10 protein-coding genes are annotated in these 16,158 nt (G+C 64.5%); 2 read left to right on the forward strand and 8 right to left on the reverse strand.

Going from position 1 to position 16,158, the window contains the following annotated elements; genetic code table 11:
* Positions 1-36 precede the first annotated feature (36 nt).
* Positions 37-999 carry an alpha/beta hydrolase gene (locus FS777_RS19975; RefSeq protein WP_145257294.1) on the forward strand — a complete coding sequence of 321 codons (963 nt, stop codon included), beginning with the start codon at positions 37-39 and terminating at the stop codon, positions 997-999.
* A 563-nt stretch (positions 1,000-1,562) separates the two neighbouring features.
* On the opposite strand, the gene FS777_RS19980 is transcribed toward FS777_RS19975, so the two are convergent.
* The 5 genes from FS777_RS19980 to FS777_RS20000 form a co-directional block, all read right to left on the reverse strand.
* A complete protein-coding gene (locus tag FS777_RS19980; RefSeq protein WP_145257297.1) occupies positions 1,563-4,013 on the reverse strand; it encodes a TonB-dependent receptor in 2,451 nt (816 codons plus the stop codon).
* Positions 4,014-4,123: 110 nt separating this feature from the next.
* On the reverse strand, positions 4,124-5,773 hold the full coding sequence (locus tag FS777_RS19985; RefSeq protein WP_058639758.1) for a cyclic peptide export ABC transporter: 1,650 nt from the start codon (positions 5,771-5,773) through the stop codon (positions 4,124-4,126).
* Between the two features lie 27 nt (positions 5,774-5,800).
* Positions 5,801-6,703 carry a formylglycine-generating enzyme family protein gene (locus FS777_RS19990; protein WP_145257300.1) on the reverse strand — a complete coding sequence of 301 codons (903 nt, stop codon included), beginning with the start codon at positions 6,701-6,703 and terminating at the stop codon, positions 5,801-5,803.
* A 37-nt stretch (positions 6,704-6,740) separates the two neighbouring features.
* On the reverse strand, positions 6,741-8,027 hold the full coding sequence (locus FS777_RS19995; RefSeq protein ID WP_145257303.1) for an aminotransferase class V-fold PLP-dependent enzyme: 1,287 nt from the start codon (positions 8,025-8,027) through the stop codon (positions 6,741-6,743).
* Between the two features lie 16 nt (positions 8,028-8,043).
* Positions 8,044-9,390: a dipeptidase gene (locus FS777_RS20000; protein WP_058602646.1), complete on the reverse strand. Its 1,347-nt coding sequence runs from the start codon at positions 9,388-9,390 to the stop codon at positions 8,044-8,046.
* A 211-nt stretch (positions 9,391-9,601) separates the two neighbouring features.
* Here FS777_RS20000 and FS777_RS20005 point away from each other — a divergent pair, with 211 nt between their 5' ends.
* Entirely contained in the window at positions 9,602-11,230 is a 1,629-nt protein-coding gene (locus tag FS777_RS20005; protein WP_145257306.1) for a PvdJ/PvdD/PvdP-like protein, read from the forward strand.
* 250 nt (positions 11,231-11,480) lie between these two features.
* Here the strand turns inward: FS777_RS20005 and FS777_RS20010 are convergent, their stop codons facing one another.
* From FS777_RS20010 to FS777_RS20020, 3 genes are read right to left on the reverse strand one after another with little or no spacing between them, the layout of a single operon-like run.
* Complete coding sequence (locus FS777_RS20010; protein ID WP_058639754.1) at positions 11,481-12,896, reverse strand: efflux transporter outer membrane subunit; 1,416 nt, start codon at positions 12,894-12,896, stop codon at positions 11,481-11,483.
* A 3-nt stretch (positions 12,897-12,899) separates the two neighbouring features.
* Positions 12,900-14,864, reverse strand: coding sequence for a MacB family efflux pump subunit (locus tag FS777_RS20015; protein ID WP_145257309.1), 1,965 nt, complete (start codon positions 14,862-14,864; stop codon positions 12,900-12,902).
* Complete coding sequence (locus FS777_RS20020; RefSeq protein WP_078478828.1) at positions 14,865-16,031, reverse strand: efflux RND transporter periplasmic adaptor subunit; 1,167 nt, start codon at positions 16,029-16,031, stop codon at positions 14,865-14,867. It abuts the gene before it with no gap.
* Positions 16,032-16,158: the final 127 nt, after the last annotated feature.

Raw genomic sequence — 16,158 nt, forward strand, 5'->3', positions numbered from 1 at the left:
CGCGCCCTGTCACTGACTTTCAAGTAAGGATTGAACATGGCATTGCACCCTGACCTGGCCGCGTTTCTGGAACTGGTCGAATTCGGCAGGCTGACCGGCAAAAGCCAGCCCATGCACGCGATGGAGGTGGCCCAGGCCCGCGCCGAATTCGCCGCCAGCTCGCAAGTGCTCGACCCCAGCCCGCCCGGTGACCTGAGTGTCAGCCAATTGAGCATCCCCACCCGCGACGGCGCCCAGCTGCCCGCACGGCTCTACCGCAACGGGCAGCCTGCAGCTGCACCGCAACCGGTGATCCTCTACCTGCACGGCGGCGGCTATGTGGTCGGCAGCCTCGACTCACACGATTCGGTGTGCCGGCGCCTGGCGAGCATGGGCGACTTCGCGGTGCTCGCCCCGGATTACCGACTGGCGCCGGAGCACCGTTTCCCCGTTCCTGTGAACGATGCGCTCGATGCCGCCAACTGGCTGGCCGAGCATGCCCTTGCGCTTGGGCTGGACAACCGCCGGGTGGTGTTTGCCGGCGACAGCGTCGGCGCAAGCATTGCGACCGTCCTGGCCATCACCGCGGTCAAGGCCCCTGAAACGTTGGCGATCAAGCCGCTGGCGCAGCTGCTGTTCTACCCGGTCACCGACTTGTCGTGCCTGCGCGACTCCCACCGCCAGCATGCCGAAGGCTATTTGCTGGAGACCGAGACGCTGGAGTGGTTCTACCAGCACTACGCACCGCTGCCCCAACAACGCCTGGACTGGCGCGCTTCACCGCTGCTAGCCCAAGTGGACACGCCTCTCGCGCCGGCTTATCTGTGGGTGGCGGAATATGACCCGTTGCATGACGAAGGCCTGGCCTATCGCGACCGGTTGCAGGCGAGCGGGACGCCGGTGACGTTTGTACGGGCACAGGGGCTTAGCCATGACTTTTTGCGGATGTCGGGGTTGGTGGGGCAGGTGGGGGGAATTTATCGGGATGTGGGGGGGTGGCTGAACGCGGTTGGGGGGTGAGGTGGGCGTTGTGTTATTTCGTCGATTTGGCCATCAACAGCAGACTGATCTGCCGTTACCACGGCGCTGGTACCTGACGATTTCTCAGCTGACGTTGCATTTGGATGACGTACACGTTTCGGGCGGCGCAGCCCATGTGCAACAGCGGCGGGCAGGCGATGAGCGTAATAGCCCTGGCGTGCCGTTAGCAGAATAGAGCGCACACACATCCAGCCCTATCTATTGCGACCAACTTGGATAGTAGGTGTGTGCTTTTTTCTGATCGTTTCCTAGGCTCTGTGAGAAAAGCCTTGATACTCGGTGATGCTGCGTGGAAAACAGCCTGGATCGCCAGCCCGGTCGGAATGCTCATTTACAACCACCCGTAACGTCGAGCGCGACTCCGACCGTTCCTCGGCTGTTTTCGCCTTGCCTGACCTTCGTCTCAAGACTTTTCACACGGAGCCTAGGCAGGCGTTGCAGATGGCTACAGGATGGGTAGCGTTCGAGCACAGCCGCCTTGCGGCGCCTCGCAGGCAAGCCGGCCCAGTTGCCGAGCCGGCTTGACGTTCCAGGCAGGGGGTTTAGAAGCTATACCGGGTCGTGAACATCACGTTGCGCGGCTCACCGTAATAACCGGTGAAGAACGTGGGGTCCAAGGCGCTGAAGTACTTCTTGTCGAACACATTGTTCACGTTGACGGTGGCGCTCAGCTCCTTGGTGATGTCGTAGCGCGCCATCAGGTCGAACACGGCGTACTGCTGCTGGGTCGCCTTGCCCTGGCTGGTGGTCAGGCTCAAGCCGCTCTGCCAGTTCATGCCGCCACCCACGGTCAGCTGGTTGAGCTCGCCGGGCAGGCGGTAGGTGGTCCAGAGCTTGACCAGGTTGGCCGGCGCCTCGGTCATGATGCGCTCGTGGTCCGAGTCCTTGGTCAGGCTGTGGCTGTAGCTGGCGCTGACGTTCCAGTCGGGCATGACTTCGCCGTAGATTTCCATGTCGATGCCGCGGGTCTTGGCGCCGGACACCGCGCGGTATGCCGACTCACGAACGGTACCTTCGACAGTCTCGCCGGTGGCCACGCCCAGGTTGTCCTGCTTGATTTCATAAAGGGCGACGGCGGTGTTGACTCGCCCCTCCAGAAACTCACTCTTCAGGCCAATCTCGTAGTTGTCACCTTCGCGCGATTCCAGGGTCTTGCCTGCTTGATCGCGGATCGACTGCGGCTTGTAGATCTTGGTGTAGCTTGCGTAAAGCGAGTGGATGTCGGTGAGGTCGTACACCACTCCTGCATAGGGGGTGACGAAACCGCTTTCGCGGGTCGAGGCCCGGCTGTTCAGGCCCGGGTAGGACGGGTTAGCCACGGTTTTTTTCTTGTAGCTGTAGTCACCTACCCGCGCGCCCAGGATCAGCGACAGGTCATCGGTGGGTTTGAAGCGCGCCACCATGTACGCGGCGTTCTGGCGCACGGTAGTGTCGTCGTTCATCAGCTTGCCCACTGAAAGGGGGCGCTCTGTGTCGTTGTCCCAGGTGTAGATATTGGCCGGGCGGCCTTCCAGGTCGTCGTCTGCCGGGTCGCTGTAGTCGTGGAATTCCGAACCGCTCAGGCCGATCACCAGCTCATGCTCGCGGCCCAATAGCTGGAAGGGGCCCTGCACCAGGGCGTCGATACCCAGTTGGCGCTGCGAGCCTGAGCCGTCGCCGCCGTACAGGTAGGCACCTTCGCCGGTTTGCTTATCGGGGAAGTCGCCGCTGAGCGAGGCCAGGGAATAGTCACGCGAGCTGTACATGTTGTTGACCGCCACCTTGAGCTTCCAGTCGTTGACCAGGCTTTGCTCAAGGTTGGCGAAGGTGGTGAGCGTGTTCTGCTTGCGATAGCTCCAGCGCGAACCTGCGTTGATCGAACGGGAAAAGTCGGTCTGCTCGCCATTGCTGTAGAACAGCGGGAAGCTGGCGAACGATACGCCACGCGGGTTGTTCTTCTGGTAGTCCACGCCCACGCTCAACAGGGTGCTGTCGGTGAGGTCGGCTTCGAGGATGCCGTAGTAGGTCTGTTTTTCCTGCTGGTAGTGGTCGATGTAGCTGTTGCCTTGCTTGTACGCCACGACTGTGCGACCGCGCAGGCGGGCATCGTCGGTCAGGGGGCCAGACACGTCCACCTCGGTGCGGTAAGTGTCCCAGGAACTCGCCCCGGCGGTGATCGAGCCCTGGAAGGTGGAGGTCGGCCGCTTGCGGACCAGGTTGATGCTGCCTGATGGGTCACCGGCACCTGTCATCAGGCCAGTGGCGCCGCGCACGATTTCGACGCGGTCGTAGATCGAAGTGTCGATCAGGCTCTGCGGGCTGGCGCTGGTCTGCACGATCAGGGTGGTGGGGATGCCATCGAACTGGTAGCTGTCGATCGAATAGCCGCGCGAATAGATGTTCACCCGCTCACTGTCGATGTTCTGCACCGACAGGCCCGGCGCCTGCTTGAGCACGTCGCTCAGGGTGGTCAGCTGTTGGTCCTGCAGGCGTTGACGGGTCATCACGCTGACCGACTGAGGCGTTTCGCGCAGGGACATGGGCAGCTTGGTGGACGCACTGCTGCTGTTGACGGTGTACGAACGGCTGGCTTCGCTCGAACCGTCCAGGTTGCTTTGCACGGTGGTGGCGTCCAGCTGCAGCGAGCTGGTGTCGTTGCCACGACGGTGAATGGTCACGCTGTTGCCCTGGATGTCGTACGCAAGCCCCGTGCCTGCCAGCAAGGTGGCCAGGGCCTGCTGCGCGGTGAGGTGGCCTTTGACGGCTCGACCTTTGAGCCCTTGCACATCATCCGGGCTGAACAACACCTGCTGGTCGGCCTGCCGCCCGAACGCCTGCAACGAAGCGGAGAGCGGCATGGCGGCAATGTCCACATCCACTTCCTGGGCCATCACCTGGGCCGACAACGGCAGGCACAGCGCCATGCTCAGGCTTGAGCCGAGCAGCGTCGTCTGGAAGGCACGGTGAAGCCTTAAGGCCTGGGTGAGCGGGTTGAGCGTGCTAAGGGCTGGCATTACATCCTCTCTGATGGAGTTTGAAATGATAATGATTTGTATTAGTTGCTCAGTGAGACGCATCAGCGTAGGAAAACCGGAAAGAAAAGTTTCAGTCCGGTTACAACGGATCAGGCGGGGTGGAGTGCTGGCGCGATCTTGCCGCGGTGCAGGCGCACCAAGTGGTCGGCGATATCGAAGTAGCGATCGTCGTGGGAGATCACGATGATGGTCTTGCCTAGCCGCTTCAGGTCTGGCAGCAGCTCGGTGTAGAAGATCCGCCGGAACGTCGGGTCCTGGTCGGCGGCCCATTCATCGAACACCAGGACGGGCCGCTCCTCCAGCCAGGCGCTGACCAGCGCCAGGCGCTTGCGTTGGCCGGTAGACAGGTCGGTGGTGCTGAACACCCCGTCGCGGATGCTCACCTTGTGGTCGATCTCCAGCCGCCTGAGGTAACGCCCTGCGTCATCGGGCAGCGGTTGGTCGCCCTGGATCACGTCGTCGAACAGGTAGTAGTCGGCGAAGATGGTGGTGAACAGCTGGCGATAGTCATCGCGGGTCTGGGCTGTCACGGGCTGGCCGTTGAGCACGATGCTTCCGGCCTGCGGGGCGTACAGGCCCAGCAGCAGCTTGATCAGGGTGGTCTTGCCGCAGCCGTTTTCACCGACGATGAACACGATGTCGCCTTGCTCGACCTGTAAGTTTACCGGCCCGAATTGGAAGGGCTCGGCGCCCTCCACGGCAGGGAAGGTGTAGCGAACATCCCTGAGTTCGAGCGAGTTCATGGCCAGGGCTGGCTTGCGTGCGTCGTCCAGCAGCAGGTGTGGTTCGGGCGAGGAGAACTGCGTGGACAGCGCAGCAATGCGGCGAAAGGCGATCTGGGCCTTGCCGATGATCGGCAGGGTGCTGATCAGGTGCTCCAGCGGGCCCTTCATGTACAGCAGCACCAGCACGAAACCGCTGGTAACGCTCTTGTCCGCCGAGGGCCAGTACGATTGCAGGGCCAGCGCCACCGCGATGACCACGAAGAACAACATCGAGCCCAGGGTCTTGGCGATCACGAAGGTGTTGATCGAGCGGACCTGGGTGGCGCAAATCCGGTTGGCCGTGTCGCGGATGCCGTGGCTGAACATCCGTTGACGGCGTGGACGGTGAATACGCAATTCCTTGGCGCCTTCGGCGATGGCGCTGTAGTGCTTCTGCAAGTCGTCCTCGGCTTCTCGGGCGGCTTCAAAGCCACGCATGCCCCTGGCCTGGGCGATGAACTGCAACACGGTTCCCACGCCGATGGCCACCAGGATCACCAGGAACATCTGCCACGACAGGTGGGCCAGGTAGCCCAGGCACCCCAGCGTCACGGTGAGCGAGATGGCCAGCGGGGCGAAGACGTAGGCGAAGTCGCTGATGGTGTCCACATCATGGGTCAGTACCGGGATCAGCCGGTGGCTGCGGTAACGCTCGATCTGGTCGATGGGTGCGGCCAGCACCTTTTCACCCAGCTGACGACGCAAGGTCGCGATGACGTGCTGGCCTACGTAGTTGGTGCCCATGTCGGACAGAATCGAGCTGAGCAGCGCCAGCAGGCACAGGCCGGCGAAGCCCAGCACCACGCCCTGGGTCAGGCCGGCGTCGCTGTGCAAACTGCTGTTGATGGTGGCCAGCAGAGCGGTGACGCTCAGGCCACCGATCATGCCCAGGACGATGCAAACCGTGACCAGGGGCCAGAACGGCTTGAGCAGGGCGAACAGTTCCCTGACGGCGCCACGAGGTTGATGGGTCATGTGTTTCTCCTCAATCGCGTGGGGCTGTCAGAGGTCGCGGACGACTCGGAAACCAAGGAAGTCGCCGCGCACCTCGGGGGAGCGGTTGTTGCGGTTGCCCGAGCGCGAGAACACCGGGGCCTCACCCCAGTCGTTGCCGCGCATGACGCGCTTCTCGCAGTTGCCGGTCTTCCAGGCGCTGCCATCGGCAGGCGCACCCTCGTAGTCAGGGTTCAGGCAATCGGCCGTCCACTCGTAGACATTGCCATGCATGTCGTACACGCCAAAGGCGTTGGCCGGGTAGCTGCCCACGGGCGCGGTGTAGGAGTAGCCATCGGCGGGGCCGTAGGTGTTGGCGTGCTGGCTGATGCTGTAGGCCTTCTCGTCGTTGTTGTCGAAGGGGAACGGGAAGGGGCCGGTGGAGCCGGCCCGGGCGGCGTATTCGCGCTGCGCCTCACTGATCAGACGGTAGGTGTGCCCGGTCTTTTTCGTCAGCCATTGAGCGTACGCATCGGCGTCGAACCAGCTGATGCACACCGCCGGTTGGCGAGGGCCCTGCTTATAGGTGGGTTTGCTGGCCTTGCAGAAGCGGCCAGGACGGGTGTCGCCATCGGTGATTTTGACCCCGGTTTCCCGGATGTACGCATCCAGCTCGCCTGCGGTGACCGGGAAGCGGCCCACCGCGAACGGCTTGGCGAAGGTCACGGTGTGCTGCGGGCCTTCGTCGTATTCGCGGCCCACTTCATCCTCCGGGGTACCCATCAGGTAGCTGCCGGCGGGCAGTACCACCATTTCCGGGCAATGTGGGCAGTCCTTGAAAACGCTACCGGGTTTGATCGCTTCGCCTGCGTGGACAACAGGGCAGGCCAGCAGGCCGAGCACTAAGGCAGCGCCTAGCTTGTACAGTCTGCTGGACAATGGTTTGGGTGAAGCGCAAGGCAGGTTGGGCATGGTGATAAGTCCGTGATCGGTGGTCTGGATGAAGGGTTCAGCGGCGCAAGCGTGGCGTGAGTACGGCGATCAGCCGGTCGATTTCGGCTTCGGTGTTGAGCAGGCCCGGTGCAGTGCGCACCACCGGTCCCACGTCGCGCGATACCGCATCGACGACGATGCGCTGGCTGTTGAGGTAGGCGGCGACCTCGTCGGCATCCTGGTCGGCCACCCGAAAGAAGGTGAAGCCAGCCGATTGGCGGGTGCTGCGCGGCGTGACCAGCTGCACGCCCGGTAACGTTTCGAGCCGCTGCCTGAGGTAGTCGTTGAGGCCGTGGATGCGTGCCTGGATGGCGGCCTTGCCGTGCTGCAGGTGCAAGTCGAAGGCTGTGCCCAGCGCCCACCGATGCTCGAAGGCGTGATAGCCGCCTGGGGTGAAGGTGGTGGCGAAATCCTCGTCCTCGGAAAAGGTCGCGATAAGCGGGTTCAGGTTATCGAGTGCGGTGGTGGCAGCGCAGATGATCCCTGTGCCGCGTGGGCCGAACATCCACTTGTGCGTGCCGGCAATGAAGTAGTCGCAGTTCAGGTCGGCAAAGCGCATGTCCTCGACACCAAAGCCATGTACGCCGTCGATGACGTACAGGATGCGCTCATGCTCGGCGCGGTCGCGGTTGGCTTCGCGGACCAGTTCGCCGATGGCGCCGACCGGCAGCTTCACGCCGCTGCCCGAGTGCACCCAGGTCATGCCCAGCGCGCGGGTCTTGGGGTTGATGGCCGCCTTGATGGTGCTCAGCACCTGGTCGGTGGACAGGTTCCACGGCTCGTCGAACAGCCGCAGGCGGCGTACCGGGGTGCCGTCGCGGGCGGTGCGAAAGTCCAGGGTGTGGCGCGCTGCGGAGTGCTCGTGCACCGTCGTCAGGATCTCTTGCCCGGGTGCTATCTTCAGCCCACCGTAGATCAGGCCCAACCCCTCGGTGGTGCTGCCGGTCAGGGCAATTTGCCGCGGGGCGACTTCCAGGTAGCGGGCCGCCGCTTCGCGCACCTGCGCTTCGTGTTTCCATTCCGACTGGCTGTCCCAGTCCACCAGCCGTGCCGGGTGCCGGTCCAATTGCGCGCGCAAGGTCTCGATGGCCTCGCGCACCGGTCTTGGGTGCGACGTGATCAGGAAGTTGGCGAAGTGGGCGTAGGCCGGGTCGAGGTTGAACAGGCTGCGAAAGCCCGCCCAGGCGTCAGCGCCTGTGGCGGGTGTGGGCGCGGCCTGGGCGGCGGGTATCAAGTGGCCTGCCAGTGGCAGGCTGGCAGCGAGCAGGCTGGCCTGCTTCAGAAAGGCGCGACGGTCGTTCATCAAAGGGCTCGCATCATCATCGGGAGGGGGTGGCGCCAGGGGCTGCTGCCGCTTGTACCTGCTGCCAGACACGCAGGAAATTGCCGCCCCACAGCTTGCTGATGTCAGCTTCGGAGTAACCCCGTGTAATCAGTTCGGCCGTAACGTTGCGGGCCTCGCTGGCATCCTGCCAGCCGTCGATGCCGCCGCCTTCGTTGAAGTCCGAACTCAGGCCGACATGGTCGATGCCGACCTTGCGCACCGCATAGTCGATGGCGTCGCCGTAGTCCTTGAGCGTGGCTGGCGGTTCTTCGTCGAGGATGGCGTACAACGCATTGGCGTACTGGCCCACTTTCTGTTCAGGCCAGCCCGCGATGACAGGGTCGCCCGGCATGAGGGCGTAGTTCAGGTCGGCCAGGGGCGGCAGGGCATAGTCGCTGCGCAGCGCGTTGAGCCGCTGCTGGGTTTTGCTGCTCAAGGGCTTGAGGTAGGTGGAGAAGGCGACGATCTGGATGACGCCGCCGCTGTCCTTGATCAGTTGCATTTCCTTGTCCGACAGGTTGCGGCGGATGTCGACCATCGCCCGGGGCGCTGAATGCGACGCCACCACCGGTGCCCGGCTGAGCGCCACGACCTGGGCCAGTGCCTGGCTGGACATCTGCGACACGTCGATGACCACCCCCAGATCGTTCAGGCGCTGTACCGCCTGTTTGCCTATGGGTGACAGGCCTTCGAGTGCATCGACGGTGTCATTGAAGAAGGGCAGCGGGCGCGAGGAGTCGGCCCAGCTGTTGTTGCCCACATAGCTGAAGCCGAACAGGCGCATGCCGCGGGCGGCCCAACGGTCCAGCTGGTCCAGGTCGTCGCCCAGTGCGTAGGCATTGAGCATGCTGAGCAACACCGCAAACTTGCCTTCGCCGTGCAACCTGCGCATGTCCTGTGGGGTATAGGCAATGCCCACCCTTTCGGGAAAGTCGCGGACCATGCCCATGATGGCGTTGTAGCGCACCTCTTGCGTATGGCGGGCGGCCTCGACGAAGCCGGGGGTAGGGCGGTGTGGGCCATTGTCGCCGGTCCAGGATTCGGGCCAGGCGAAAAGGGTCAGGGCAGCGGCAGACAGGCGCCCGCGCGCTGCCTTGTTCAGGTCGAAGCGCCCCGCACCGTCCTGGTCGGCTTCGCTGCCTTCGGTGCCGAAGGTCAGCGGCAGCGTGATGTGGCTGTCGAACGAAAGCAGGCGCTCCTGCAGGTCATTGGCCTGGCGCATGACCTCCCTGGGGTAGCCTGCCGGCGTGTCGAGGTAGTCCCAGGCCGCCCACCCGGCACCGGCGGCCACGGCCGCGGCCAGGCTGATATACAGGGCTTTCTTCCAGCGTGGTGTCGTCATCTTGGTCTCAGTAGGTTCACCGTCGAGGGATGGGCTTGGATGCCGCCGCTACCTGGAGGGAACGAGCTGCGATGGCAGAAATTTAAGCCCCCGCCGCCTGGCTGAAGGCAGGTGCCAGCGCGCACTGCAGCGCTAAATTTCGCCCGCCGGGCCACGTCCTAGCCTTGGATGGGCCGTGCTCCATGGCCGAAGTGAAAGCACAGGTAGGGCAATGACGATTTCTCGACGCGGGTTCATCGCCGGTGTGGCATTGACGGGTATGGCAGTGCCAGGCGCGCGGTACCTGCAGCGGCGGCGAGCCAGTGAAGAGCAATACCCTGAGACCCCTGGCGAGGCGGTGGTGGAACTCGCCGATACGCCTGTCAGGCAACTGGGCGACACCTTGCGCGGTATCTGGCACTGGACACCTCAAGGCCGCGAGGCCGGGCTTGCCGGCGTGCCGCCAGGGGAGCTTGAGCTGTTCCTGGATGTGGCTTGGAGCGGGCGGGGTTTGCGCGGCTACCTCGACACACCTGAACGTTTGCGCAGCACGCTGGAGCCACGCTATCGGGTGGTGGCTGACTTGTTGCTCGATCAGCCAGGGACGCTACGCTGGCGGCTGTTGGCCACGGACGCCAACCCGCTTGGGGCACGCTACGAGTGCCAGGTTGTGCTTGACGAGGTCTGGGGGGCGTACGGTAACGCAGGGCCTGCGACCTTGAGCGGACACGTGGCGGCATTGGAGCGGCCCTTGGCGCTGCCTGTGCAGGACAACCGTTTCCTGGCGCTGAAAAAAACCTTTCCCGAAGCGCGGGAGCGCACGCCGTTGTCGGCGCCGTTGCTGGCCAAGTTGATCGCGCCGGAACACCGGCTGTTTCACCAGCTGTGGCATGCGTCACGGGACAAGTGGCACAAGCTCGATGACGAAAAGCGCGGTGCGCTGCGAGGGCTGGGCTGGCAGCCAGGGCCAAGGGCGCGCGAGCGTGATGCCCGGGGCCGGCACAAGGACCGCAACGGCTCCGGCGAGGACTTTCTGTTCATGCACCGGCACATGCTGGGTAACGCCAGGGCCATCGAGCCTTTACCGTCGTGGCCGCGCTTTCCCTTGCCCCAACCGGCGCTCGAGCGCGACCGCGCAGGGTTTGCGGCCTACTTCGACAACCATGACGGCAATGCTTTGCCGCCTACATGGTTGGCCGATGATGACGAGGAGTACGCCCAGTGGGTGCGCGACATCAAGAGCCCGGACACCTTCTACGGCAACTTCCAGGTCTGGGAGTCGCGCTATGGCGATCCTCATTACCTCAGTACGCTGACCTTGGGGCAGCTTGGCTCGGAGCTGGAGCTGGGCCTGCATGACTGGCTGCACATGCGCTGGGCCTCGGTGCCGCGCGATCCGGCCAACGGCATGCCGGTGCCGATGGCGCGCACGCCCGACGACTATGCCCAGCGCTGGTATAGCGCCGAGAACGATTTTCTCGGCGACCCTTTTTCATCCCATGTAAACCCGGTGTTCTGGCGCTTTCATGGCTGGATCGACGACCGCATCGAGGACTGGTTCCAGGCCCATGAACGGCTTCATCCTGGTGAGGTGCGGCGCCTGGAGGTCAACGGCGTGCCCTGGTTCGCGCCGGGGCGCTGGGTAGAGGTCGCCGACCCCTGGCTGGGGCCTGATACCCATGGGTGCTCTACTGTGCCTGGGTTGCGCCCAGGGCGGAGCGTGGAGATGGACCCGGAGACCATGAAGCTGGCCCTGCGTATCATCTATGCCGAAGACGAGCGTTTCGCCGCGTTACGGCCCAAGGTGCCGCAGCGGCCGTGGTATGCCCGGCATCTGAAGGTGATGCGGGCGTCGCGGTAAGGGCCTGGGGCAATTCATGCAGCGATGGGACGCAAGGCGGCCCCGACAATATGCGCTGCGACGCTGGGTTCTTGGGGCTGCTGCGCAGCCCAACGCGGTCGGTCTGGCGCCCTGGCGAGGCCGCTCCAGGACTATACCGAAGCAACTGCCTTGCATCGCATCTAAAGGTTAGCCCGTGTGCGGCCTTGCGCCGCGACAGGCCGCGCAGCGGCCTCGGCTATCCTGGCGTTTTTCGAGCTCAGCGTTGCGCCTACGGTGCATCACCCCCCACCTCCCACCCACCACCCAGCGCCTTGTAAAGCGCCACGCTCGCTTGCAGGCGGGCCAGGCGTAGCGTTGCCTGCTGGTCCTGGGCCGTATACAGCGTGCGCTGGGTTTCCAGTACGGTCAGCACGGTCTCGGCGCCTGCCCCGTAGCGCTGTTCGGCCAGGTCAAAGGCCAGTTGGGCTTGTCGCACTTCTTCGTCCTGCCAGTGACGCTGGCGGTCGACACCGTCAAGGGCATTGAGCGCCTTCTCCACATCGCTCAGGCCAGCGAGGATGCTGCTGCGATACTGCTCCAGCAATTCGGCCTGCTCGGCCTCGGCCAGGTCGCGGGAGGCGCGCAGCTTGCCGTTGTCGAAAATCGGCGCAAGCAGGCCGGAGGTCAGGGTGTAATAGGGGCTTTCCAGTGTCTGGGCGAAGGTGCGGGCGCCGCTGCCAAGGGTGGCGCCAAGGGTTACCTTGGGCAGCATGGCCGCTCGGGCCACCTGCACGTTGGCATTGGCCGCTGCCAGGCGGGCCTCGGCGGCGGCAATATCGGGGCGACGGGTCAGCAGGTCGCTGGGCAGGCCGCTGTCGACCGTCGGCCAGGCCACGTTGGCGAACGGCTGACGGCTGGTTGGCAGTTGCTGCACCGGGTCGCCGAGCAATGTCGCGAGGGTGATTCGGGCGTCTTGCACGCGTTGCACCAAGAGGGGGATCTGACGCGCCTGGGCCGCGACCAGGCTGCGCTGCTGGGCAAGCTCCAGGCGTGTTGCCGAGCCTGCGCGCTGACGCGCCTGGACCAGGCGCAAGATGCCCCGTGCATTGTCCAGGTTCAGTTGGGCGATGCGCAGTTGCTCGGCCAGGGCCAGGCCCTGCAGATACGTGTTGGCAATGTCGCTGAGCAGGCTCAGCTGCACCGTCTGCCGGTCGAAGCGGCTGGCTTGCAGTGCGTGCAGGGCGTTGTCGCGGCTAGCCCGCAGGCCGCCCCAGAAATCGATTTCATAGCTGGCACTGAGCTGGGTATCGAACGCGGTGCTGGTGCGCTGGCTGCTGGTGGCATCGAGGTCGTTATAACCCTCGCCCTTGAGCAGCCGCTGGCGGCTGGCATCCACGCCCAGTTCGACCGCTGGCAGCAAGGGTGCATTGGCGATGGCAGCACGGGCTCTGGCCTGGCGGATGCGCGCGGTGGCGGCCGCCAGGTCGTGGCTGTTATGCAGGGCGCGTTGCACCAGGTTGTCCAGTTCGGGGCTGTTGAAGGACTGCCACCACTGACGCGCCGGTCTATCGGCCTCACTGAAAGCGCGTGTCGGGCCCTGCCAGGCCCCTGGCAGCTGGACCTCTGCCTGGGGCAGAGTGGGCGGGCTGCACCCGGCGAGCGCCAGGCAGAGGGTCAACAGGCTGATGCGGCTTGGCAAGGGCATGGCTTATTCGCTGGTAAGGGCTTTGACCGGGTCGAGTCGGGCGGCCTTGCGTGCGGGCATGAAGCCGAACACGATGCCGGTGATCACAGCGCAGGTAAAAGCGCCAAGCATGGCAGGCAGCGCGAAGGCCACCGCGATATCGGCCAGCATCAAGCCGGCGCCGACGACCAGGGCCAGGACGATGCCGCTGAGCCCGCCCACCATCGACAGCATGACCGCCTCGCTGAGGAACTGGCGCATGATGTCGCGCTGGCGCGCTCCGGTGGCCATGCGGATACCAATTTCGCGGGTGCGCTCGCGCACGGTCATCAGCATGATGTTCATCACCCCAATGCCGCCCACCAGCAGCGAGATGGCCGCGATGGCGCCGAGCATCAACGACAGGCTGCTCTGGGTGCGTGCCTCGGCCTGGATCAAGGCCGCATCGTTGGTCAGTTCGAAATCGTGGCGGCCCTGGTGGCGCTGGCGCAACAGGTGATCGATGGCCGCCTCGGTCCCGTTGACCTGCGCCGAATCGCGCGCCGCGATGGTGATGTAGTCGGGGTCGCGATGACCGAACAGGCGGATGGCGGCGGCCGAGTACGGCACCACGATACGCCCGTCGCTGTCCTGGTCGCCGGAGCTGGCGCCTTTTCCCGCCAGTATGCCGATCACCTGGAAGGGCACGTTGCCGATCAGCAGGTATTGGCCGATCGGGTTGGCATGATCGCCCAGCATCTTCTCCCGCACTTTCTGGCCGATCACGGCGACTGCCGCCGCGCCGGCTTCGTCGGCCTGGCTGAAGAATGAGCCCTCGACCACGGGCCAGTTGAAAATGTCCTCGAACCAGGTGTTGTTGCCGCCCACGTAGAACATCTGGCTGGTGTTGTTCTGGCGCACCATGAGCTTTTCCCCGATAACGGGCATGACGTGCTTGACCTGCGGCAATTGGCCGATGGCGGCGACATCGTCCAGGGTGACGGTACCTGCAGGCTCGCCGAGTGTCGCCGGCTTGCCGTTGAGATAAAGGATGTTGGAGCCGAACGCGGCCATCTGCGCCATCACCTGGCGCTTGCTGCCTTCGCCCACGGCCAGCATGACCACCACCGAGGCTACTCCGATGACGATGCCCAGCAAGGTGAGCGCGGTGCGAAAGCGATTGATCCACATGATGCGCCAAGCTGCCTGGAGTGCTTCGACCAGCTCGCCTTTCCAGGCGCCGCGCAGCTGCGCCCCCTGGCCCAGGCGCTGACGCAGATCATCGGCCTGCAGGCCGGGGTGGCGGGCTGCGCCGTCGCGCTGGTCGGCCGAGTCGCTGATCATGAGGCCGTCGCGAATTTCGATGACCCGGTGCGCGCGGGCCGCGACATCGCGGTCGTGGGTGATCAGGATGATCACATGGCCTTGGCTGGCCAACTCGTCCAGCAGTGCCATGACTTCCTTGCCGCTGTGGCTGTCCAGGGCACCGGTGGGCTCGTCGGCGAGGATGATGTGGCCACCGTTCATCAATGCGCGGGCAATCGACACCCGCTGCTGCTGACCCCCCGAGAGTTGATGCGGGCGGTTGGCAGTGCGGCTTGCCAAGCCTAGCCGGTCCAACAGGGCCGCGGCGCGCACCTGGCGCTCCTGGGCCGGGATGCCTGCGTAAATGGCGGGCATTTCGACGTTTTCCAGCGCAGAGCCGGAAGGGATCAGGTGGTAACCCTGAAAGACGAATCCGAATGCCTCGCGGCGCAGCCACGCCAGTTCATCGTTGCCCAGCTCGGCCACGTCCATCCCCGCGAAGTGATAGCTGCCGCGGGTGGGACGGTCCAGGCAACCGAGGATGTTCATCAAGGTCGACTTTCCGGAGCCCGAAGCGCCAACGATGGCAACGAATTCACCGGGATGAATACGCACGCTGATACCCCGCAGCACGTCCACCCTGGGGGTGCCGAAGCCGCCGTAAGCCTTGCAGATGTCGCGCAGTTCGATCAGGGGCGTGGTCATCTAGCCTCCACTGCCTTGGCCGATCAGTAACCGCTCACCTTCGCCCAGGCCATCGAGCACCTGCACACGCAGGCGATCGCTAAGCCCTGTTCGTACCTGACGCGGTTGCACCTGGCCATCGGGGGCGAGCACTTGGGCGATGTGCATGCCATCGCGTTCGTCCAGCGCGGCCAGGGGTACGGTCAGTACACCGCTGGCCTGCCCGGCGACGAAGAACACTTGCGTGGTCATGTCGGCCATCAGCGCACCGTCAGGGTTCTCCACATCCAGCAAGACGGTGTACTGCACCACCTGAGTACCGGTGGCGCCATTGGTCGCGCTCGCCGGGCTACCGCCACCGCTGCTGGTTTGCTCCAGCGGCTTGGGTGGAATCGGCAGGATCTGCCTGACGCGGCTGCTCCAGCGGCGCTTGCCGCCTGCCAGTGTCGTGAAGTAGGCCGTCATGCCAGGCTTGACCTTACCGATGTCGGCCTCCGATACCTGCGCCCACACCGTCATGGGCGAGAGCTTGGCGATGCGCAGGATCAACGGGGTTTGCTGCTGGGCATTGAGGGTCTGGCCTTCACGGGCATCCACCGCGACCACGGTGCCATCCATCGGGGCGTAGATGCGGGTGTAGCCCAATTCGGCTTCGTCACTGCGCAGGCTCGCCTGGGCCTGACGGATCTGCGCCTGATACATGTCGATACGCGCCTGGGTGACGCTGAGCTGCGCATTGGCCGCCTGCACATCCTCTTCGCGGGTGGCGCCGGCATCGGCCAGGCTGCGCTGGCGGGCGAGCTGCTGCTTGGCCAGTTTGAACTGGGCGCGCTGCTCGGCGAGCTGCGCCTTGAGATTGTCGATGGAAAAGCGCCCGGCATCCACGCGCGCCTGCTGTGTTGACGGGTCAATCTCCACCAGCAGTTGTCCCTTGCGCACGGTATCGCCGGCTTCGACGTGAAGCGTGCGAATCTGCCCGGAGGCTTGTGCGCCAACATCCACATAGCGCCTGGGTTGCAGCGTGCCCAGCGCGGTGACGCTGCTTTCAATGTCTGCACGCGTCACGGTGACGGTATTGGCCGGTACCGCGCCCAGGGGCAGGGTGCTCCAGGCCAGAAGACTGCCCAGGCTCAGCAGGGCGAAGCCGCCCAGAAGCAGGCGGTGGCGAGTAGCGGGTGCACGTCTCATGGGGACTTCCAGCCGAAGTGGGCCTGAGCGCAAGCAATGCCTGTGCGCAGGCAGGTCCCCGTTAAACGAAGGTCATGGTGTTGAATTTAGCCTTGGCAGGCGACCGACGTCGGTTGCTGCGGTTAAT

The organism is Pseudomonas sp. DE0157 (genome assembly GCF_007678615.1).
Classification (GTDB): Bacteria; Pseudomonadota; Gammaproteobacteria; order Pseudomonadales; family Pseudomonadaceae; genus Aquipseudomonas; species Aquipseudomonas parafulva_B.